This is a genomic window from Treponema sp. OMZ 906, from assembly GCF_024181185.1.
In the GTDB taxonomy this organism is placed as follows: domain Bacteria; phylum Spirochaetota; class Spirochaetia; order Treponematales; family Treponemataceae; genus Treponema.
Genome location: NZ_CP051196.1, coordinates 2,336,733 through 2,360,620, shown reverse-complemented (window position 1 = coordinate 2,360,620; position 23,888 = coordinate 2,336,733). Strand labels below are relative to the sequence as shown.

The 23,888-nt window shown below is 45.1% G+C and carries 13 protein-coding genes, 1 tRNA gene and 1 pseudogene; 11 read left to right on the top strand and 4 right to left on the bottom strand.

Annotation, left to right across the window (positions count from 1 at the left end):
- The first annotated feature begins 172 nt into the window (after positions 1-172).
- From E4N69_RS10580 to E4N69_RS10560, 5 genes are all read left to right on the top strand, one after another.
- Positions 173-1,393 carry an ABC transporter substrate-binding protein gene (locus E4N69_RS10580; protein WP_162664258.1) on the top strand — a complete coding sequence of 407 codons (1,221 nt, stop codon included), beginning with the start codon at positions 173-175 and terminating at the stop codon, positions 1,391-1,393.
- A gap of 281 nt (positions 1,394-1,674) precedes the next feature.
- The gene (locus tag E4N69_RS10575) at positions 1,675-2,586 is read left to right on the top strand and encodes a carbohydrate ABC transporter permease (RefSeq protein WP_253823800.1); all 912 of its coding nucleotides are present in this window, start codon (positions 1,675-1,677) and stop codon (positions 2,584-2,586) included.
- A complete protein-coding gene (locus tag E4N69_RS10570; protein WP_016519051.1) occupies positions 2,564-3,385 on the top strand; it encodes a carbohydrate ABC transporter permease in 822 nt (273 codons plus the stop codon). The genes E4N69_RS10575 and E4N69_RS10570 overlap by 23 nt, the downstream gene beginning before the upstream one ends.
- Positions 3,382-5,088: an amylo-alpha-1,6-glucosidase gene (locus E4N69_RS10565; protein WP_253823799.1), complete on the top strand. Its 1,707-nt coding sequence runs from the start codon at positions 3,382-3,384 to the stop codon at positions 5,086-5,088. The genes E4N69_RS10570 and E4N69_RS10565 overlap by 4 nt, the downstream gene beginning before the upstream one ends.
- Positions 5,089-5,249: 161 nt before the next feature.
- The gene (locus E4N69_RS10560) at positions 5,250-8,339 is read left to right on the top strand and encodes a glycoside hydrolase family 2 TIM barrel-domain containing protein (protein WP_253823798.1); all 3,090 of its coding nucleotides are present in this window, start codon (positions 5,250-5,252) and stop codon (positions 8,337-8,339) included.
- A gap of 34 nt (positions 8,340-8,373) precedes the next feature.
- On the opposite strand, the pseudogene E4N69_RS12830 reads toward E4N69_RS10560, so the two are convergent.
- Positions 8,374-9,194 (bottom strand): annotated as a pseudogene (locus E4N69_RS12830) (hypothetical protein).
- Positions 9,195-9,602: 408 nt separating this feature from the next.
- Between E4N69_RS12830 and E4N69_RS10545 the strand changes: the two are divergent.
- From E4N69_RS10545 to E4N69_RS10525, 5 genes are all read left to right on the top strand, one after another.
- Entirely contained in the window at positions 9,603-10,484 is an 882-nt protein-coding gene (locus tag E4N69_RS10545) for a DMT family transporter (RefSeq protein ID WP_253823797.1), read from the top strand.
- A gap of 12 nt (positions 10,485-10,496) precedes the next feature.
- The gene (locus tag E4N69_RS10540; protein WP_253823796.1) at positions 10,497-11,498 is read left to right on the top strand and encodes a LacI family DNA-binding transcriptional regulator; all 1,002 of its coding nucleotides are present in this window, start codon (positions 10,497-10,499) and stop codon (positions 11,496-11,498) included.
- 49 nt (positions 11,499-11,547) lie between these two features.
- Positions 11,548-13,476: a DNA topoisomerase IV subunit A gene (locus tag E4N69_RS10535; RefSeq protein ID WP_253823795.1), complete on the top strand. Its 1,929-nt coding sequence runs from the start codon at positions 11,548-11,550 to the stop codon at positions 13,474-13,476.
- A gap of 63 nt (positions 13,477-13,539) precedes the next feature.
- Entirely contained in the window at positions 13,540-15,267 is a 1,728-nt protein-coding gene (locus E4N69_RS10530) for an AMP-binding protein (protein WP_253823794.1), read from the top strand.
- Positions 15,268-15,360: 93 nt separating this feature from the next.
- A tRNA-Asn gene (locus E4N69_RS10525) sits at positions 15,361-15,433 on the top strand.
- Positions 15,434-15,484: 51 nt separating this feature from the next.
- Here the strand turns inward: E4N69_RS10525 and E4N69_RS10520 are convergent.
- The 3 genes from E4N69_RS10520 to E4N69_RS10510 form a co-directional block, all read right to left on the bottom strand.
- Positions 15,485-16,927 carry a TrkH family potassium uptake protein gene (locus tag E4N69_RS10520; protein ID WP_253823793.1) on the bottom strand — a complete coding sequence of 481 codons (1,443 nt, stop codon included), beginning with the start codon at positions 16,925-16,927 and terminating at the stop codon, positions 15,485-15,487.
- Positions 16,924-18,327 carry a Trk system potassium transporter TrkA gene (trkA, locus tag E4N69_RS10515; protein ID WP_253823792.1) on the bottom strand — a complete coding sequence of 468 codons (1,404 nt, stop codon included), beginning with the start codon at positions 18,325-18,327 and terminating at the stop codon, positions 16,924-16,926. Before trkA ends, E4N69_RS10520 begins: the two co-directional genes overlap by 4 nt.
- A gap of 185 nt (positions 18,328-18,512) precedes the next feature.
- A complete protein-coding gene (locus E4N69_RS10510) occupies positions 18,513-22,448 on the bottom strand; it encodes a right-handed parallel beta-helix repeat-containing protein (RefSeq protein ID WP_253823791.1) in 3,936 nt (1,311 codons plus the stop codon).
- 681 nt (positions 22,449-23,129) lie between these two features.
- Between E4N69_RS10510 and E4N69_RS10505 the strand changes: the two genes are divergently transcribed.
- Positions 23,130-23,864, top strand: a complete 735-nt coding sequence (locus E4N69_RS10505) for a nucleotide exchange factor GrpE (protein ID WP_253823790.1) — start codon at positions 23,130-23,132, stop codon at positions 23,862-23,864.
- The last annotated feature ends 24 nt before the right edge of the window (positions 23,865-23,888 follow it).

Sequence of the window (23,888 nt, the reverse complement as noted above, 5' to 3'; positions counted from 1 at the left end):
GCCTTCATTAAACTTTCAATAGACATAAAACCACATAAATAAAAACTTGACAAATTTACTTGGTAAATTTACAATATATTTACTAAGTAAATTGACGTGTGTGCATAATGCGCACGGCTAAAAACTTTTTTGGAAACCAATGTTTCCTGCAAAAACTTTTATGGAGAAAGGTATGAAAAAACTATTCATTGTAATGGCGTACATTATTGCCTGTGCCGTATGCGTTACAGGCTGTTCAAAACAGGACTCTAAAACCTCCGGTAAAACGGAAATCAGATTTGCTTCGTGGGACAGCGCCGAAACTTTGGAAGCTCAGCAAAAACTGGTTGACCGCTTCAATGAAACTCATAGCGATATCAAAGTTTCATTGGAAGCCTACGGCGACGATTACGACACCAAGATCAGCGCCGGTATGGGATCGGGCGACGCACCGGATGTTATGTATATGTGGAACTACCCAGCCTATTATGAAGGCTTGGAAAATTTGGAACCGTATATCGAAAAAGAAGGTAAGGCCTATAAAGAAAATTTCTATGAAGCCCTGTGGCCGTACAATCAAATGAAAGGAACAATATACGGTATGCCGGTCGGTTTTACCACACACTGTCTGTATTTTAATAAAGATATTTTCGATAAAGCGGGGCTGGCATATCCCTCTTCCGATTGGACATGGGATGATTTGCAAAAAAATGCTCAGCTTATCACCGAAAAAGTTCCGGGCGTAAAAGGATTCTCATTCCAGTTAAAGGCAGATCCGTACGATTTTGAAATGTATCTGTGGAGCAACGGAACAAGCTATATGGATAACAACGGAAATACCGACGGATACTTGAATTCTGCCAAGAGTATAGCCGTATTCGATATGTTCCAAAATATGGAAAAACAAGGATGGGCTATTGCAACCGAAAAAGGCGGTTCGGACGAAATGAGCGGCGGTAAAACCGCTATGTATGTTTACGGGGGTTGGGCGATTGCACGTTTTAATCGAGAAAACTTGAATTACGGTATTGTCGAAATTCCCGCCTTTGCAGGAGCAGGCAAAGATTCTGTCAGCATCCTCAGCAGTTCGGGAGTATCGATTGCCAAAAGTTCAAAACATAAGGACGCTGCGTGGGAGTTCATAAAATACTGGACAGGTTCCGAATTAAACAAAGAGCGTATCGGCTATGAGCTTCCCGTTTTAAAATCCGTTGTTGCCGAAGAGGATATTATGACCGACGACAAAACCGCTCCTTTTTACACTATGCTTGAACATAGTGCAGGCTACACTCCGTCGGCTTTTATAAGCCCTACCTGGTCTGCTCTGTCGGATGAGTTATCCTTAGCTTTTGAAAGAATCTTTAATCCGACTACATTGGAAAGCAGTGCAAGCGTTCTAAACGAGATAAAATAAATACGCAGCACATAAAGCAGTTTGCTTTACTAGACCTGTTCGATAACTCCGTTATCGAACAGGTCGACGAGTTCTAAATCGCGCAAATAGCACGATTTAGAACATCGCATTTTAAGGAAAACTGTTCTGAAACTGAAGTTTCCGAACAGGTCTACTATAGTGCGGAACCTCAAGTACCGTGGGGATGTCGAAAAAGTAACCAACTTTTGAGACATCCCCATGGTGATTTAAAATTTTACAGTTTTTTTTCAAGATAAGGACATTAGGAGGAATTTTTAAAAATGAAAAAAAAGAGCGTAATAGCTCCTTATCTTTTTATTTCTCCATGGGTGATAGGATTCATTGTTTTTACGGCAGGGCCTTTGCTGATGTCGCTTATTATGAGCTTTTTTGATTGGTCTATTACAAAGCCGCCTGTTTTCGCCGCCTTTAAAAACTATATTACGATGTTCACACAGGATAAGCAGTTTTACCGTTCGCTGTTTATCACATTAAAATATGCCGTTATCTTTGTGCCGCTGAATATGTGCCTCGCGCTGTTTTTGGCACTGTTGATTTCTCAGCCGGTCGCGGGCGTTAAATTTTTTAGAACAGTCTTTTATATCCCCACCGTTATTTCGGGTGTTGCCGTTTCGATTGTGTGGGGATGGCTGTTGAATGCCGATTACGGCATCTTCAATTATCTTTTGTCTTTAATAGGTATCTCCGGCCCTAAGTGGCTATTAGATCCGTCGTGGGCATTGGTTGCCGTTGTGCTAGCAAGTGCCTTCGGAGTCGGTACGATGATGCTCATCTTTTATGCAAATATCAAAACCATTCCGGCGGATTTATATGAAGCTGCCGATTTGGACGGAGCGGGCGTTGCGCGTCAGTTTTTCAGTATCACCCTTCCGATTATTACACCGACCATATTATTCAATTTGATAACTTCGTTGATAACGGCATTCCAACAGTTGACACTGGTTATGCTGCTGACCGGCGGCGGCCCGTTAAATGCAACGTACTTTTACGGATTGTACGTGTACCGCAATGCATTTAAACATCACCGTTTGGGCTATGCTTCTGCGAATGCATGGGTTATGTTCATCATTATTTTGATATTGACGATGTTGGTGTTTAAGTCTTCTTCCGCATGGGTGTTTTATGAAACAGAAATAAAAAGAGGGAAACATGAGGCTGTCGAAAAAAAGTAAAATACTGATATACATTCTGCTGATAGCAATCGCTCTCTATTTTTTATTTCCGTTTATATATATGTTGCTAACCGTGTTTAAAACGGAAGCGGAGGCAAATGCATATCCGCCCCGCTTTTTCCCTAAAGAATGGCGTTGGGGTAATTTTGCTGCTGCATGGAAGTCCCAGCCCTTCGGGTTGTATTTTTTTAATTCGGTTCTTATTACGGTTATGACGACGATCGGGCAGCTCATTGCCTGTTCTTTAACTGCATACGGCTTTGCACGGTATCGGTTCAAAGGTAAAACCGTTTTGTTTATCATCATGCTTTCTACGATGATGATTCCGTGGGATGTAACAATGATTCCACTGTATATGGAGTTTAATCTTTTCGGTTGGATCAATACGTTAAAGCCGTTGATTGTGCCCGCCTTCTTCGGTTCGGCCTATTATATTTTTTTGATGCACCAATTTTTAGCGGGCGTTCCGCGCGACTTTGAGGAAGCCGCCCGTATCGACGGTGCCCATGCGTTTCAGATTTATGCACTGATCTTTATGCCGATATTAAAACCGCAACTTATTTTAGTTGCAGTTTTAAATATGCTGACGGTATGGAACGACTATCTCGGCCCGCTTATTTTCTTGCAGAGTAGAGCAAAGTATACGCTCGCGTTGGGACTTGCGTCGTTTAAAGGTGTGCATGATACGCAGATTATTCCCATTTTGTGTATTACCGTCATTATGATTATCCCGCCTATTGTGTTATTTATGATCGCACAAAAATACATTATCGAAGGCACCTCAGGAGCAATAAAATGAATACATACGGTTTTGCATATAGCATTGATATGGTACCTTTCAGTGCACGCGGTTCGTATTTTGCCGTTTCGGAAAATGAAGGAAAAGTATATATACGGGATCTTCACGGAGGGGACGGTGCCGATTCAAATATCTATGAACTTTCGATAGACGGTTATGTATGGAAAAACTTGATATGCGAAAGAACGGAAACCGTTCTTTCATTTCATGCTCAAGATGATGCCGCCTGTTTTGTTATGCTGTTATGTACTGCGGATGATCGGCTGTTTATCAAAGCTGCCGGTTTTACCATCCGTTTAAAAGGAATTACGGACGGCGCATACGATACGCTTGTGCAGGTTTCCGAAGGGGAATATGAACATCAGCTGTATGATAAACAATTAAAAATATGCATGTCGGTTTTGGAAGGGCGCTGTACTGCAAAATCAAAGTGGACGGTACGAGGAAGTGCCTGTCCTGTACTTACGGTTAATGCCGATGGGCAAGCTGCCTGCGCCGTGCTTAGAAGCACAACCGTTTCTTTTCGTCCTGATGTGTGCACAAGGGACGACTTTGATAAAGCGGAGCAACAGCTTGCAGCCGAGTATGATGAATGGAAACGCCGCTTTCCCTGCTTCATCGAGGCGTATCAAGAAAGTCATTCGCTTGCCCGTTATATTGTATGGAACAATACCGTCCATGCGCAGGGAGCATTAACCTGCGATGCCGTGTATATGTCTAAAAACACCATGTTTAATATTTGGAGCTGGGACAATTGTTTTACGGCGCTTGCATTGGGCGGCGCGTATCCGAAAGAAGCCTACGGACAGCTGAAAATATTTTTTGACACGCAGGATTCTTTCGGCGCCTATCCCGACTATGTAAATAATGCCTTTGCATCATTTAACTGCTTAAAACCGCCCATTCATGCGTGGGCATATAATAAATTGCTGGAAGCGGATCCGCTTTTTTCCCGGCAGGAATACTTTTTACCGGCGTATAAAAGTTTTTGCCGCGCCGCTCTTTATTGGCTTGACCACCGCCGTCCGAACGGAAGCGCTTTCCCGTTGTACTATCACGGTAACGATTCAGGCTGGGATAATGCTTCCGTTTTCCATGAAGGCGTTCCGGTGGAATCTCCCGATTTAAGCGCCTTCCTCATTCAAAAAATGGATATCTTGTCCTCCTTTGCGCAAAGGCTTGGCAATGATACGGAGGCTGCACAGTGGAAGCGGCGGGCGGATGAACTCTTTGACAGCCTTATGGACAGGTTTTATGAGGATGGCGCTTTTCATGCATGGAATACCGGTACGGGCAGTAGAATTGGAACGGGGCACTCGCTGCTGATGTATCTGCCGTTGGTTATTGCCTACCGTATGGATAAACGGATTGCCGATGCATTAGTGCATGATTTGGAACAAAACTTTGAAGCTCCGTTCGGACTCACTACCGAGCAAAAAAACAGTCTGCTATATAAGAAGGGCGGCTATTGGCTCGGTCCCCTGTGGGCGCCTGTAACCTATTTGTTTATCGATGCCCTAAGAGCGAACGGATATCCCGATTTCGCAAAACGTTTGGCGTACCGTTTTTTTGAGGTAACAAAAATCGGTTTAATGGCAGAAAATTACGATGCGTTTACGGGCTGCGGGTACGACGATCAGGCCTTCACATGGCCCGCCTGCGTATTTTTGCAACTCGAAAAAGAATTTCACAGTTTATATTAAAAGTAGGGTAAACGTATCAGACAAATAGATAAAAATCGCAAAATCAGGCGGCTGGACAAGCATTTGAACCGCGAAGAGGTTCAACTCTGCTTGAACAGCCGCCTGATTTTGCGGGGTGTTAAAAAGAGAGTCTGATACGTTTACCCTGAAGAAGGACGTAGATGGAACGGCAAAAAAAACGATGGGAAGATGAAACGCTTTTACACATTGGACGGAGGGAAGCACAGCCACGCCTTATGCGCAGCGGTATGCATCCTACCGATATATCGCTGAATGGTACATGGGACTTTTTATATCTGCGTGCACCGGAATTTTCACCTGAAGGTTTTTTTGAAAAAAACTTTACGACAAAGGAATGGAATACGATACCGGTGCCTTCATGCTGGCAGATGCAGGGATACGGGCAGATGCATTACACGGATGTGTGGTATCTGTTTCCTGTCAATCCCCCGTTTGTGCCGAGTGAAAACCCAACCGGAATATATCGCCGTTCTTTCACTGTACCTGATACGTGGCAAGACGGTAAAACAATACTACGGTTTGACGGTGTCGGCAGCGCATTCGATGTATGGATAAACGGCATTCATTGCGGATATAGCAAAGTAAGCAGGCTTGCTTCCGAATTCGATATTTCACATTGCGTGGTTATAGGTGAAAATCAAATCACAGTACGAGTTTACCAATGGTCTGACGGTTCGTATTTGGAACGGCAGGATATGTGGGTATTCAGCGGGATACTTCGCGATGTAACGGTGTATCACGAGAGTACATGTTCAATTTCTACTTGCTTTGTTTGCGGCGATTTAAAAAACGGATACAAGGACGGTGTGTTATATGCCGATGTTCTGCTGAGTGCAGAAGCCGAAGGTGCAGATTATACGGTAGAATATCATCTGTCGGAAAAAGACAGCGGACGGGAGATAGCACACGGCTACGCTGCCGTTCAAAATAGTACCTGTAATACAATGCAGGATGGTGTTCAAAACGGCGGTACGGTATTCTGCTCGAATAACTGCAATTCCGGACTCAGAGTGATACGCAAAGAAATTTCCTCGGTGCATACCTGGACTGCCGAGACTCCCTTTTTATATTGCTTACAGCTTGAACTAAAAAAAGACGGACGAATACTTGACACTGCAGCGCTGACGCTCGGTTTTAGAAAAATTGAAATTATTGACGGGAATTTTACGGTAAACGGAACAGCGATATTGTTGAACGGCGTCAATATGCACGATTTTAGTCCGGCCGGTGGCAGTACGGTAGATAAGACCGTTGTCGAGCAGGACATCATATTGATGAAGCAGCATAACATCAATGCCGTCCGCTGCTCTCATTATCCCAAGGCAGATTATTTTTACGATTTGTGTGATACCTACGGCTTATATGTTATCGATGAGGCCGACTTGGAATCGCACGGGTTTGAATGGATACAAGCGACGAATTGGCTTAATGAGACGGCATCATGGGAGCACGCCTATATCGATAGATGTGAACGGATGGTAAAGGCTCATTACAATCATCCGTGTATACTGATGTGGTCGATGGGAAATGAATCGGGCATGGGTACCAATTTTAAAAAAGCCGCAGACCGTATCCGTTTGCTCGATAAAACACGGCTCCTTCATTATGAGGGTGATAGTAATGCGGAAACCGCAGATGTGTATTCAACAATGTACACCCGTTTAAATCGGCTTCAGGAAATTGCCGAAGGCAATGACGCGCACGGTAAACCTCATCTGCTTTGTGAGTATGCTCATGCGATGGGAACGGGGCCGGGTAATCTTGAAGAATACCAGAACCTGTTCCGCCGGTATAAAAGATTGCAGGGCGGTTTTATTTGGGAATGGTATGATCACGGAATTCAAATCACAAAAGAAGATGGGAGTATAACGTATTATTACGGTGGTGATTTCGGTGACGAACCTACTAACTCCAATTTTTGTATCGACGGTTTATTAATGCCGGACAGAACGCCCTCAACAGGCCTTTTGTGTTATAAAGAAGTTATTGCTCCGGTAGATTGTCGTCCGGCAGATCTTGCTAAAGGCCTGATTACAATCCTGAACCGCTACGATTTTACGGATTTGCATGATATTGCTTTATGTTGGCAGGTTGTGTCTAACGGTACGGTATATGAAAGCGGCATAATCGATATGTTGACCGCCGCTGTGGGGAAGGAAGAGACAATCTGTATTCCCTATTCCTTACCAAAAGAATCATTTGAAGCATATTATCTGAATATACAATTTACGCATAAACACAAGACCTTATATGCGGATTCGGGTTTTATTGTTGCAAAGCGGCAGCTCTTATTACCGGTCGCGCGGATACCCCGGCAGCGCTTACACGACACGGAACACGGTTTGCAGATATCAGATGGACAGGCAAAACTTACTGTGTCCGGCAATGGGGTGCAGGTAGCGTTTTGCAAGGTAACCGGTAGACTGCTTGAATATACGGTAGACGGAATAAGCTATCTATGTGAAGGTTTTACCCCGAATGTCCGGCGCGCGTTGATAGACAACGATATGTATAAAGTTAAAGATTGGAAGGAGAAATATTTTATACATAAACAACAAGAACAGTTGGAAGCCTTTACCTACAGTTCCGAGAAAAATTATGTAGCGGTACATATTTCCACACATTTCTCCTTTTTAAATCAAGCATTCGGATTTAAATGCGAATACCGTTACCGAATATTTCCGGACGGGGAGATTGAATTTGACCTGCAAGCACGTTCATTTGCGTATACCGATTTTGTTCCTCAGATGATTCCGCGTGCGGGAATAGAATTCAGTATGCCACTGCAATTCAACCGTGTTACATGGTACGGATTAGGTTTCGAAGAAAATTACTGTGATATGAAAGCCCATGTTCAAAAGGGCCTGTATTCCGCGTCGGTACAAGACATGCACACCGAATATGTTAAACCGCAGGAAAACGGACACCGGGAAGAAGTCGAACGGCTCCTGTTGAGCGGCTCCGGTAAAGGTCTATTATTCAGCTTTGAAAAGCCGGTAGGAATAAATGTGCATGATTATACAATTGATGCGCTGGAGAAAGCTGGCCATATCGGCACCATAAAAAAAGCCGGAAGAGTAGTGGTGCATATCGATGCAAAACACAGCGGACTCGGTTCCAACAGCTGCGGCGAAGAACAAATGTATAAAAACAAAACCCGTATTAACGATTTTGCAATTACAATGCGTTTCCGCCCTGCGGGGGCGGCGGATTTCGTGGAGAGATTATGACGAAAAAGAGAAGGAGCTTTCTTTCCCTTACCCATTAGTTCAGCGCTTCAACCTCGGCTTGGGAAAGACCAGTCATCTTCTCTATAAACGGAATTTCGCAATTTGCTTGTTTCATCAGCCGTGCCGTCTCAAGTGCTTTTTGACGAGAACCTTCGTCGAAAGCATCCATAAGAGCTACTGGTAAGATATGGTATTCTTTCCGTACTAATTCGTTCTGTTTTACCGTCTGTATCATCTGTTCTATCCTCCCCGTATAGTCCGTTGTTATCTTACCGGTTTTTACATATTGTAAAAAGCCTTGTAGATCTTTATTATCAGTTGTGTTAAATGCATTTGCATTCTCAATATAATCTTTTTTTGTATCTTTTGAAAATATGCGGGTATCTGCGTTGTCGCTTAACAAAAAACAGTCCTCGACGTACAGCAAGTACGCCTGCGGGTGTTTTTTGTACGCTCCTAGCATCTACTCCGCCTATTTACAAAAGGCTAACGGAAGGCTTTTTTCGAAAAGTCTGGTTCAGCAGCGGCATGGATGCCGCTGGTTCTAGCAGCAGCGATGTTTTGCCGAATGGCAAAACTCGTGTTTTCCGATAGACACACACGGACGTCTATCGGAAAACACATCTCAATATCATAGGATGTACCGGCTTTGTCTTTTACCAATACGTCAAGACGAACGGTTTTTGCTCCCGAATTAGTGGTAACGGTGTTTTGAGACGATAGATACGTGATTTTCTCGATCTTGACGCTAAAGAGCATCTCAAGAAAATCTTTACAGATAGATTCATGTTCCATAACCTTACAGAACATAAAATCGTCTGCGATTGTTAATTCCTCAAATGGTTTTTGAGCCATCTTACACCTCCATATTGTCTATATACATCACGGATGTAAAAGTGGCTAAGAAATATGGAGAAAAATTACAAAAAAACACCTTCAGACAGGAGTTTCTTCCAATGTGAAAGCGGCTGTTTTAATTTGTAATTTGTAATGGGTAATTAGCTCGTTTTTGCTGTCTGTAAAAAGGGTTTATACTCTATTACGACTCAATAAGCACGGTGGAGGAACGGCAGGTATGAAATCCGCACGAATCAAAAAAGTGATAATGCAATACGGGGAGGCGCAGGTACATTGACATTTCAGAATTGCTACAGAATTGCAGCGGGATTTATCGACAAAGTTTGCAAGATAGCTTATAGTTATCGACTATAACCTATCCGATAACTTCGGATAGGTTTATAGGTTTCCCGTAGGATTACAATTATGAATAAAGAGCTTTTAGGCGTTGTTGGATTATTATCGGCTACCATATTGTGGGGTGCAGGGTTTCTTGCCGTAGATCTTGCGTTGACCGCATTTACGCCGATGCAAATTATGGCGGTGCGTTTTTTTCTTGCATCAATCATTATGTTTTTTGCTGCACGTAAAAGTTTGCAGAGCGTTTTAAAGCAAGAGGTGATAGCCGGTGTTATCATGGGGCTGTGCTTATTTCTTGCGTTTACGTTACAAACGATCGGTTTAAAGTTTTCCACACTGTCTAACAACGCATTTTTAACAGCGACGAATGTTGTCTTTGTTCCCTTCCTCGTGTGGGGTGCATATAAAAAGCCCCCTGCACTGCGTGAATTCGCCGGTATGATTTTAGCGATGGCCGGAGCAGGATTTTTAACATTGACAAAAGATTTTACTATCGGCATCGGAGATACGCTCTCGCTTGCCGGCGCATTCTTTTTTGCCTGTCAAGTTTTTTTTACCGGTAAATATGCTCCCCATTATCGAACTGATATCCTCAGCTTTGTCCAGATAACAACTGCCTTTGTCTTATCCTGTATTTCCTTGCCGTTTACCGGCGGAATGGCGGGAATAGTGTGGAGGAAAAATGCTTTATTATCGATTTTATATCTCGGTATTGTCAGCACGGCAATTACCTATTTTTTACAGACCTCATCACAACGATATGTAAAGCAAGTACAGGCTGTTATCATCTTGTCGCTGGAAGCGGTGTTTGCCACTCTTTTTTCCGTGTTGCTGATACACGAAAAACTTTCATTTCGAGTACTGTGCGGCGCCCTATTGATTTTAAGCGCTGTACTCATCTCGGAGCTGAAATTGAAAAAGCTATTGCGTTTTAAAAAAGAGTTATGATACGGTAACGTAATGGCTACAATAAAAGATATTGCCGAGAAAGCAGGTGTTTCGGCTGCTACCGTATCGCGTGTTTTAAATTATGATGAAACACTCAGTGTTCTTGATGAAACTCGTTGCCGTATTTTTGAAACGGCGGCAAGTCTTGAGTATGAACGGAACAATAAAAAACGAAAAAAAAATAAGTTAAAAATAGGATTGTTGAGTTCATATTCCCACGAAGAAGAACTTGCCGATCCGTTTTATTTAGCAGTACGTGTTGCTGCCGAAAAGAGAATGGAAGATGAAGGTTTTGTGCGAATTGCCGTTTCAATAGCATCACTTGACGGGTTTGTACCGTCGATGCATGGGCTGATTTGCCTTGGCACCTTTAGCCGTTCCATTGTGGAAAAAATTGCCGCATTAAGAAAACCGGTGGTATTTGTAGACTGCAACCCCGATGAAAACCGTTTTGATTCTGTGGTTATCGGTATGGAAAAAGCCGTCATCGGTGTACTCGATTATTTGCGCGAAAACGGCCATTCAAAAATAGCCTTTGTCGGTGGCGGCGGTACGGAACTCGATTATGACGGAAACGAAGTACCTGATATCCGCTCAGAAGTGTACATAAATTATATGAAAAAATATAACATTTGGCGGCAGGAGTATTTGTGTAAGGGAGATTATTCCCCTAAGTGCGGGTACACCCTTATGAAACAACTTTTATTACAACAGGAGCCTCCGACTGCCGTATTTGTCGTAAACGATTCTATTGCAGTCGGTGCATATAAAGCTGCGTATGAATTGGGATGGAAGGTACCTGATCAAATCAGTATTGTCGGTTTTAACGACATATCTTCTGCAAAATATATGGTCCCGCCGCTTACCACCGTCAGTCTGCACATGCGGACAATGGGAAGGCAAGCCGTCGGTATCTTAGCCGACCGTATCCGCTCCGACAGAGAAGTTCCGGTAAAAGTTGTCATCCCTTGTGAACTGATTGTGCGTGAAAGTGTACGGAATATTTCACCGTAGGCTAAATCTGGACAATGTCGGGTTTTTCCGCTATGCTTAACAACCTTGTATGGACTATGTAGAAAGTTTATTTAACACGAATTTTTTAGAGTATGCCAGTTATGTTATCCGTGACCGTGCAATTCCCGATGTAGAGGATGGTTTAAAGCCGGTACAACGGCGTATTCTGCATTCTCTTTTTGAGATGGATGACGGAAAGTTCCATAAGGTTGCCAATGTTGTCGGCTACTGTATGAAGTATCACCCGCACGGGGACGCTTCCATCGGGAACGCATTGACGGTACTCGCCAATAAAAGCCTCTTTATCGACAAGCAGGGGAACTTCGGCAACCTCTTTACGGGGGACGAAGCCTCCGCCCCGCGGTATATCGAATGCCGCATCACCGAATTTGCAAAAGATATCCTGTTTAATCCCCATATTACGCGATATGTTCCTTCTTATGACGGCAGAAATAAGGAGCCGGTTGTATTCCGCGCCAAACTGCCTGTCGTACTGCTCATCGGGGCGGAAGGAATCGCCGTCGGTATGTCTACCAAGATACTTCCGCATAATATCCGCGAAATCATCGAGGCGGAAAAAGCCTGCCTTTCCGGCCAATCCTTTACGCTCTATCCCGACTTTCAGACTGGTGGGCTTATCGATGTGTCCGACTATCAGGACGGCAAGGGCAAGGTGCTGGTGCGGGCAAAGTTGGACACCTCCGACGATAAACGGATTGTGATCCGCGAACTCCCCTTCGGCAGCACTACCGAAAGTTTAATTGCTTCGATAGAATCGGCGTCGAAGTCGGGAAAGGTAAAAATTTCGGAAATTAACGACTATACGGCTGAACAAGTAGAAATAGAACTCAAGCTGCCGCGCGGCGTGTACGCAGCGGATGTTGTCGATGCGCTCTATGCGTTTACCGATTGCGAGCAATCGATCTCCTGTAATTTGCTGGTCATTCAAGACAATCTGCCGGTACAGACGACTGTTACCGAGGTGATTAAAACTCACGCAAAACAACTGACCGCCCTACTGAAAGATGAACTTTTGTATGAGCAGGAGATGCTGACCGACCGGCTACACCTCAGAACACTCGAGCGGATATTTATCGAAGAGCGGATTTATAAAAAGATCGAAACGATGAAAACTGCCGAGTCGGTCATTAAGGCGGTTATCAAAGGGTTTGAACCGTTTAAGGCAGAGCTGATACGGGAAGTAACGGAAGACGATGTAGACCGGCTCCTCAAAATCCCCATTCGGCGTATTTCGCTCTACGACATTCAAAAAAACCGTGCCGAAGTGCAGGAAATTTCCGCCCGGCTCAAAGAGATTGCCCGTCTTTTAAAGAATCTCAAAAAATATGCGCTCAGCGTCCTTGACGGGATACTCGCAAAGCTACCGCCCGAAGTTACGGCACGCAAAACAGAGATTACCGGCTTTACCAAAGTAGATGTGAAAGAAGCGGTTAACCGCGATTTATCGCTCCGCTATGATGAAACAACCGGCTACCTTGGCACCGCCGTAACTACCGGAAAAGAAATACTCAAAGTTTCGCCATATGACCGCATTTTTATCCTGCGTAAAAGCGGAGTATACACCATTTTGGATGTGCCCGATCGGCTCTTTGTCGATACCGGTATGTGGTACTGCGGTTTTGCGGAAAAAGAATTATTGTCACAAATCCTCTTTACGGTTATTTATAAAGATGAGAAAACGCAATATCCGTATATTAAACGGGCACGGGTTGAATCCTATATCTTGAACCGCGATTACCTGTTTGTACCGGATACGGCGACTGTGCTGTATGCGGGCACGGCAGAAAATTTCGAGTTTACAGTGCAATACGCGCCTAAACCTCGAACAAAGAAGACCGAGGAGCGTTTCAAAACCGCGGATTATCCCGAAAAGGGATTAAAAGCGCAAGGAGTACGTCTTGCAGAACGAGAAGCGACAGCAGCGGCTCCGGTAACGAAAAAAAATAGTAAAAAGTAACGGGAAACCTCTGGAAGTCGAATCTTTTTAGAGATGCCCTGCCTTGTAGGGAGAAAACTGCCTATGCAAACAATCAATGAACTAAAACATTATACCTTTCAAGCGATGCTGGAAAATAGCATCAAGCGATTTGGGGAACGCCCAGCACTTTCATTTGTGTCGGGAGAACCGATTTCGTACAATGAAGCCGGTGAGCAGATAAAGCAGCTGCAGCAACGTCTGTACTGTCTCGGTGTTAACCCCGGCGATAAGATTGCAATCTACAGTCATAGCGTTCCTCATTGGGGGATCGCCTATTTTGCGATTGTTACGATGGGTGCCATTGCCGTGCCGCTGCTGCCCGATTTTACCGACAAAGAGGTCAAGGCCTGTTTGGAGCATTCCGAGACGACGATGATCATCGTTTCGGAAAAACTGATGAGCCGAGTACCCGACACCGTTTCCGTTCTCATCGATATTCAGGACTTTTCAGTTAAAAAGGGTACGGAAATAAGAAACGGCAACCCTCCGCCTCATACCTGCAAAGAAGACGATACCGCTTCCGTTATTTATACGTCCGGTACGACGGGGCGTTCCAAGGGTGTGGAACTTTCGCATAAAAACCTCGTTTGCAATGCAATCGCAGGACAGTCCTGCCAGCGTATTAACGAGTATGACCGGGCGCTTTCCATTCTGCCGCTTTCTCATGTATATGAATTTACGATTGGCTTTTTGATGTTCTTTTTGAACGGCGCCTGCGTGTATTACCTCGAAGGAATCCCATCGCCGCGGATACTCCTTCCTGCTTTGACGAAGGTACGCCCGACGATGATGCTAAGCGTTCCCATCGTTATGGAAAAAATATACAAAAATAAGATACTTCCTGCGCTTACTTCCTCGCCGTTCCGTGCATGGCTGTATCATACTAAGCTCGGCAAGAAACTCCTTAACCGCCTTGCCGGAAAGCAGCTGAAAAAAACGTTCGGCGGACACCTGAAATTTTTCGGATTGGGCGGCTCGAAAACCGATACGACCGTTGAGGAATTCTTGAGAGATGCTAAATTTCCGTATGTTATCGGGTATGGTTTAACGGAAACGGCGCCGCTTATTGCCGGTTCTACCGTCCGCCAAAGCGTTCCGGGCTGGATCGGTTACGCTATCCCCGATGTCGAAGTTAAAATCGATACCCCTGACCCCAAAACCGGTATCGGGGAACTGTTGGTCAAAGGACCAAATGTGATGAAAGGCTACTATCGCGCCCCTGAACTCACAAAAAATTCGTTTACCGAAGACGGCTGGTTCAAAACCGGCGATCTTTTTATGATGGATAAAAGAGGGCATTTAGCGATTAAAGGCCGGTCAAAGAACATGATCCTCGGCGCCAGCGGTGAGAACATTTACCCCGAAGATATTGAGTTTGTGCTGAATCAGCATCCGCTCGTAACGGAATCACTCGTGGTTGAAGGAGAAAAGTCTTCTCTTGTCGCCTACGTACAGCTTGATGAAGAAAAAATCGCAGCCGAGGTGCAAAAAGAACAGAATCAAAACAAAGAAGGCTCTGCCATTCAAAATCTGCAATCCGCCGTAGCAGGCGCTGTTTCCGGCTTGACGGATGCGATGGCTTATAAACGAGCGGAAATTTTAAACGAGATTAAATTTTTCGTTAATTCCAGTGTGAATAAGATGTCGCGGATCGATAAGATCGAACCGGTCGAAGGGTTTGAGAAGACTGCCAGTCAAAAAATTAAGCGATATCTCTATAATTTTGCAAATCGAGGGAAAAAAGAAGGCGAGGTTCCGGCAGGGAAATAAGATACCTGCAAGTCTGATCGTGTAATTTTCTCTGAAATGCTTGACATTTTTTCCTATTTTCAGTATAAGTTTGTCCATAGTTATTTATCACTTTCCCCTGTAGCTCAGTAGGCAGAGCAAGTGGCTGTTAACCACTGGGTCCGTGGTTCGAACCCGCGCGGGGGAGCTTCCAAAGCTCAAACAGTATGACTGTTTGAGCTTTTTTGTTTTTATCCGGTTACCGGCGCCAAAAGGCGGGTACACATAAGATAACGATGGTATAAAGCTCCAAACGACCTGCCAGCATAGAAAAAGAAAACACAACCTTTGCCCAATGCGGAAAGAATGAAAAATCTCCACCACTTCCGACCTTGCCGAATGCGGCGCCGATATTTCCGACCAACGTAAGTGATGCAGCTATATCGGTAAGGATGTCTGTTCCGGTTAAGGCCGCCGCTAAAAACGTTACCAATAGACACACAAAATAGACGAATATAAAACCTGCAACGCTGTATACAACGTCTTTCCGTCCCGGGCGGCGGTTCAGTTGAATACTGAACACACCATGTGGGTGTAAAAGCCGTTGCATTTCGTTAAAGGCTTGCTTACGTAAAATAACCCAGCGAATAACTTTGATACCGCCTGCCGTTGAACCGGAACACCCGCCGACAAACATCAGTAAAAAGAGGAGCGCTTGGGCAAACGCAGGCCATGCGCAGTAATTCACCGTAGAAAATCCGGTGGTTGTCATAATCGACGCAACATGGAAAAAGCTGTGCCGAAAAGCGGCTGCTATGCCGTAAATCGGCACAAGCACTAACGCCACACCGACTCCTGCACAAAAAGCGATACGGATATACGCCCGTAATTCGGAATTCCTAAAAAATTCTTCGGGCTTTCCGGTAAAAAGGTGAAAGTAGAGGCTGAAATTCACGCCCGCCAAAAACATGAACACTGTACAGATAATTTCAATAGCTGCCGAGTTATAATACCCGATACTGGTATTTTGCGTTGAAAACCCGCCGGTTCCAAGCGTAGAAAAACTGTGGCACATTGCTTCTAAAAACGGCATTCCTGCAATACACAAGAGGATAATTTGCAAAACCGTCATCCCCAAGTAAATAAACCAGAGCGCTTTTGCCGTATGCGTAATCTTTGCCGTTACTTTTCCCTTGTCCGGGCCGCTTGTCTCACTTTTTATCAGCTGAAAACCGCCGACGCCGAGCAACGGGAACAACGCCACGGTTAACGCAACAATTCCCATACCGCCGAGCCAGTGCATTTGCGTACGCCATACCCGCAGCGCCATCGGATAGCTTTCGATATTCTGTAAGGCGCTTGCGCCGGTGGTCGTAAATCCGGAAACCGATTCAAAAAATGCATCGCTAAAGTGCGGCACAAATCCCGACAGCATGAACGGAACCGCACCCAATAAGCCCGCGCCGAGCCATGCGGCGCTTACCAAAAGGATTCCTTCGCGCACGGTAAGCTGAATCGGCTGTCGCTTCGTCTTGATAAATAGAAGAAGTGTTATTGTCCACAAAACTGCCATCGGTATAAAAAATGCCGACAGCATGTTCCATTCATGCATATAAACAGCAACGGAAACCGGAATCAAAAAACTTCCGGCAACAATCGAAAGAATGATGAAGATGATGGTTAAACATTGGAAGAATTTCATTTTTTACCGGCAAAATACTTAATAACTTCGTCGCTTTGTGCAACTTGTACGATAATGGCGAGTTTATCATCCGCTTCAAGGACGGTATTACCATCGGGGATACGGCAGCCTGTTTCGTTCGTAATGAGCAGTATAAGGAACACACCGGGCATTGCAATATCTTTCAGGCTTTTCTCTACCGCTTCCGAGTGCTCGGAAATAATGACCTCGACTATCTCGAGCTCGCCTGCGCCCATCGTATGGATGCGGGTAAGATGCTTACCGCCCAGATGGCTCATAATAACGTCAACCGTAACGTCCTTTAACGGAATTGCAACATCCACACCGATTTTATATGCCACGTTCGACATCACGGAGCTTTGCACAAGCGCAATGGTTTTGGGGATGCCGAGTGTTTTAAGATACGCGGAAGTAATCATATTCAATTCATAATTTTGCGTTGCATTGATAACGAGATCGAAGGAATTAAGCGCAATCTCTTCTATAAATGCCTCATCGGTAACATCTCCGCTGTAGATGCGCGCTTCGGGATACTCCGCCGCGGCTTGTTTTGCAAGGGCGCTGTCTTTATCGATAATGGCAACTTCCCAGCGAGGCTTTGAACGGAGTCCGAACAGACGTTTGAACATACCAAACGAATGCTTTTCGATAAGGCTCGCTGCAACCCGCTTGCCAACCTTCCCGATACCGACCAGTGCAATCTTTTTGATAGGTTTCACCGTGAATCCCGCAAGCGCATAAAACCGCTCGATATAATTCGGCAGCGTTAGAATTGAGATTCTCATGCCGGCATGAAGCACTGTCCCGCCTGAAGGAATAACGGTCTTATTCTCATCCTCTACGGCAACGACGACGAAAGGACTATCGATAGCAACAGTGCGAATATTTTGCAGTGTAACTCCGTCAAGCTTGCTTCCTGCACCGATGGTAAAACAAGTGAGCTGATACGGAGAATTTTCAAAGGCGATAATATCACTGACAGCGCCATGCTCAACCGCATTAATGATGGCGAGTGCCGCTTCTTGGTCGGGATGCACCAAAAAATCGATACCCAACGTACGGTCTTTTCCGGTGTTCAGCGATGCAACGTAATTTTCATTTCTTACGCGGGCAATCTTCAGTACCTTGGGGGCAAGAGATTCGGCAACACCGCAGATAATCATATTCAGTTCGTCGCTGTCGGTAAGGGTAACCAGCGCGTCTGCCCGTTGGATTGCCGCTTCAGTCAAAACTTTCGGATCGTTACCGCTCGCTTCCGTTACGGTACAGTCCAAGCGATTGGCGGCATGGCGGGCGGTTTCTTGATTTTGTTCGATAAGAACCACATTATGCTTTTTTGCGATTAATCTTCGGGCAAGCTCAACTCCTGTTACGCCCGCACCAATAATAATGACAGTCATTTCGGGCTATACTAACACAAAAGTACCGGCATGGACAGGGGTACATTGATGGGTACATTGATGGGGAATGCTCCCATTGATAATTCTTAATGAAGATTACCAACGGGAATTCCTATTGGGCATTTCTAAAAACTTAGGTATAGTTTTTACCCTGATCGTCTCTTTCCCGCTATTGCGTAGTACCGTTAGGGGTAAGGCTGTGTCGTGGTCAGTTTACCGTCCGAGCCGACATACCAATTTTGACTGGGATAGCCCCCCGGCGTTACCGTGAACTTGCGGTAGTTGTTGTTAACATCACCCTGCAATACTGGCCTGGTGGAATACGCGACATAGTTTGCATCTTCCATTGAGATACGCGCAAGAGGCGTCGGAGCGTCTAAGATACCCACAATATGAATATATGAATAAGGCGTTAAAAAGACATCGTTTTTTCCTTTTTTATTCTCATCCGTACCGTTCGAAGGGGTGATTTTGGTACTTCCCTTTAATGTAATGGCTCTATTATTAGAAATACATACGCCACCACCGGCACTGGCTGCTTCGCATCCGGTAATTTCAGTATTGTTCAATATACAATCGCCGGCATCCTGGTTGATATAGATACCGCCGCCTTGCCCATTGTTCGGCGCCTTGTTGTGTTCAAGTTGTGCATATTCCAACGTAACCTTCCCTTTATTGTAGATACCTCCGCCCGAGCCATAATTACCATTGACTACACAGTTACTAATAACAACAGGCTTAGTATCGATTCCTTTTACGATTAATGTTCCCATATCGGCTTCGGCATTAGAGTTCGGATCGCCGACATATATTCCGCCGCCGCCGCGGGTTGGAGAGCCACTGGTCACCATATTATACCGGATAGCAACATTTTCTTTAATTGTACATTCTCCCTTTTTTCCTATGTAAATACCGCCGCCTGAAGTTTTTGCCGTATTGCCTTGAGAAGCGTTATCCCCGCCAATCTTACAGTCTGCCTCTATCATAAGCTTTGCACTATGTACCGCGATTCCGCCGCCATTTTTGGCTGTATTTCCGGAAATACGAGCGTCGTCTGTTAAAGTCAGCGTACCGTTTACAGAACCGCTTGTATTTGTTTTTATGTAAGCACCGCCACCGCTGTAATCGCCAGCGTTATTGCCCGCAATAGTGCCGCCCTTGACGGTATACTTTGAGCTATCGTTATAACCCCCGCCAAAATATATCCCCGCACCGCCATTGTTAAAATAAGGATCCGAATCCGTACTTGTAAGGCTATTATTTTCTACGGTAACGCTATCCAAAACTCCCGTTATATATGGTGTTCCATTGGAAGGGTTGAATGCAATACCGCCGCCTCGCAAACCTGCCGTATTACCCGAAATACTTGTCCCAGTTATAACGGCTTTCGTATTGACACTGCCCGATGCAGCTACACATATTCCACCGCCTTCTATATCTGCCCCGCAGTCCGCAATAGCGCAGTTCTTTATCGTTAGCTCTTTAATATTCTTACAGAAGATACCGCCGCCCATACCATCGTAGCCTCCCCCCGCAGCCTTGCCGTTTTTAAGAGTGATGTTTTCGAGCGTAAGCTTTGTAAAAGAACCTGTTACCTTAAAGATACGGCGTGCATCTAAGCCAAGTCCTCCCTTATTTGCATCAAGGACATCAGTAGTCCGATTACCGCTCTTACCGCGTATTGTGAGGCTCTGCGTTATGGGAATTTCGCCGTTGTTTCCGGGGGTGCTCGTTGCTTGTATTATGCCGTCTATAACGATAGTATCGCCTGGATCTGCACCAGCTATTGTTGTTTTGAGCCTACTCCAAGCACCGGAGCCTCCTGCTACCACTGTTTCTTTCCGCAATATCAGCTCTTTATCATCACTGCTCGGAGCTAATACCCAATCATTCGAAGGGGTATCCGTTAAATGGAAGTAGTCTTTATAGGCAGCAGAAACACCGTCGGGTACTTTTACCAGTGTTTTATCCCTTTGAAGACTATAGTCATACGGTTCAATATTGATATGGGAACTCGCTGCCAAGTTTTTTGCCGTTACAAAAGCGCTGTTACTACTACCAACCATACACAGACATAACGTATTTGTATTCCCGGAGTTACCGACTTTCGCCGTACCGGTTAAGGTAAGACTTGGAGTGTATCCTGGAGTGGGATACAAATATATGCCTGAACCTTTTTTTCCTGTTCTTACAATATTACCGTGTATATCAACACTATTGAGTATGCAGTCTCCTTGGTAGATATAGAGACCACCGCCATCGTTTAAGGTGGTATTTCCCTCAATGCTTCCGCCATACATGGTAAGGTCACCTTGATTATAGATACCGCCGCCTTCATGAGCTCCCGTATTATTTTTTATGGTACATGGGCGGCTGCCGTCTGCAGTCCCAAGGGTAACACGTGCACCCGGCCGTGTGTAAATACCTCCGCCCCAGTGTTCCGCTTTGTTAAAGTCAAGAATTCCGCCGTACATGGAGAGCGTTCCCTCATTATAGATGGCTCCTCCATCCTGAGCGGCTCCGGATCCGGATGCAAGACCTTTCGTAAGGGTAAGATTTTCCAGCGTGAGATTACCGCCGTTTTTTACCGTGAATATGCGGTGTTTTACTAAAGGAGCATTACTGTCTGGAAGATGGCTATTAGCATCGAGTATATCGGTATTCGCATTATTGTGCTTACCTTTTATCGTAATGCTTTTAGTAACTTCGATTGCGCCGCTGTTACCGTCAGCACTTGTTGCTTTTATTGTGCCATTGACCAAAAAAATGTCTCCATCTTCGGCCACTGCAACGGCAGCTTTAAGCTGTCCCCACGCGTTCGATCCTGCGCTTATTTCCACTGTGTTATTGCGTTTTGTTTTATAGCATACCACTTCTTCCGGACTATTCTCAAAACCCTCTTTTACAGCCCACGCCGTAAGCTTATACACAGCATCCGGAACGGCAGACAACTCTATCGTTACAGGCGTTGTGCCGGAACTTTCGTTCACCGTTGACCCGTTACGTTCCAATCTATAGTACACCACAGCTCCGGGCGTAGCGGTTTTAGCTTGCAGTAATATCTTTCCCGTACCGGATTGATATGCTATTTCATGCGGGTCGGCATTTGTTCCGCTCTTAGGAGTTTCACTCCACGTACCTGATGTAACGATTATTTCTACCGATCTAACCTTATTTATATTTGTTGATGTCTTTAATTCGTCAGCAGAATACAAACCGGCCTCATCACCCAATCGGAATCGATACTGCTTGGTAGCCCCGCCCACCGGGACATCGGTTTTTATGCGAAGTATCCATTTCCCGCTTGGTAATGAGTCAGGTAAACTCCCTGCTGTAATCTCTGTTGGCAATAATTCGGTTGTCTCACCGGCTTCCAACAACCGTCCGCCCGCACTACTGATATCAAAGCCGCTTTTATCTTCTTTTACCTTTAACGGTACCGAGGTGTATGAGCCGCCCCCTTCCGCAATGGAAAACTGCGCAATATCCTTATGCAAAAGTACGGAACCGTTTATTTCCGTATCCATGCCCCTGGCTTCAAGGAACAACACATAGTAATGCTTACCGCTTCCATCGGCTGCAGTGGTCTTGCCGATTGCCCGATAGGTAAGATTGGGCGGCGGGGTATTCGCTTTTACATTGAGCTTAAATGTTTCTGAAAATTTTCTGCCGTCTTTGGCATACAGCGTAATCGTCGGCCCGATATTCTTTTTACCGTATTCATGTTTTTGTAAAAATTTCTTTTTATATGTGAGCGTTAATTGACTGTATGAATCCTGTGCTAGTTCATAATCATCGGGTTGTGTTGGGCTGATTGTCGTTGTGCCGGCAACGTCTGTGGGAAAAACGACAATATCGGTAGGGGCGCCTGCATCTCCGGGCAGCTGAAAGGTGAAGTTTTTGGGATTACGGACGGTAAATGTTACCGTTACATCGCTTGATGAAGGAATACTCTGTATTGTGTCTGTATCGGTTTGTACGGTGATTGCAGGGTCAAAGCCAGACCGGACAATTGCAGCCTGTGTTGACCAATAACTTAAATAGTTGTCAATATCTGCTTGATAGTTTTTACATCCGGCACATAAAACAAAAATTACCAAAAAACTAAGAATCTTACGCATAGAAGAGGTCTCCTTCTTCTCGTATTAAGTTACGTGGAAACGGCTGCCACAATCTCTGTTTTACAGGTCGCGATGAGATTTACTAACGCGACACTTACACTGCTCCATCCATCTTAGCCGGATACTATCATAATACCGATTAAAGGTAAATTGCAAAAAGCCGTTCCTTAAAATTGAACAACTGAACAAAGTTTCAACTTTGGAAGTTGTTTAATTCGTGCGCGGCAGCGCACATACAATCTGCGATGTTTGCGTAAGCAAACTCGACGTGTTTTTAAGCGGTACCATTTGTACCGCTTAAAATAAACGTTCTTTTTTCTAGCAGCAGGGTAAACGCATCAGTTGAATAGATAAATCGCAGAATAATGGGGGTGGGGCGACCATTTGAACCGCGAAGTGGTTCAACTCTGGTCGAACCGCCTCCATTATTCTGCGGGGACACGAAAACTGCACCTCCTTGTACAGTTTTCGTGTCAAGTTTTTGCTCAAGGCAAAAACTTGTGGCTGTATAGCATCACCGCCATCCGTGGCGGATATGAAAAACATCTGATGTGTTTACCCTGTCAATTATTTTTTCTTGACCATTTGCGATTCCGTTAGTATTTTCTATTTGTCAAACGAGAAATACAAACGGCGGTTCTGCTGATAGACAGATACACGCCGGAGAATTTGAGGAATGGAATGACAAAGAAACACGGAAAAAAACATGAGCAGGAGTGCGAGACCCAGCCGGCAGAGCAGAACGGTATGAACACGGACTCCGCAGCCGGTAAAAAAGCCGCAGATGCAAACCCGCATGGTAACAGCACGAAAAATGCCGAACAACATGCGGCACCGGAACAGCAAACCGGCAATCAAGAGCATGGAAATACGGCGACCGGACAAACTGCTCCGAATACGGAAGCATCGAAAGATACGAAGCCGGAGCCGTCTGCTGCCGAAAAGCTCGCATCTTTGGAAGCAAAGTGCAAGGAATTGCAGGATCAATATCTGCGCAAGGCGGCTGATTTCGATAACTACCGCAAGCGTATGATAAAAGAAAAGCAGGAGGCAATCGATTACGCAAACACGAATTTGATTTCCGACCTCTTGCAGATATTGGATGATTTTGACCGCGCAATCGAGGCCGGTAAAAAAGCCGGAGAAGATAGCGCCGCCGCTTTTATGCAGGGCGTTGTGATGATCCGGAACGGCTTATCTTCGCTACTTGAGTCGAAGTACGGTCTGCAGTATTACGAAGTGCAGGGAAAACCCTTTAACCCCGACATTCACGAAGCCGTTGCGACAAATCCTTCGGCGGAGGTTACGGAACCGACTGTTGGAGCGGAACTGCAAAAAGGGTATAAATTGAAGGAACGGATTCTCCGTCCGGCAAAGGTCATGGTATTGATGCCTACGTCGGCAGAGAAAAAATAAGATAATCCTTTATTTAAGGATCAA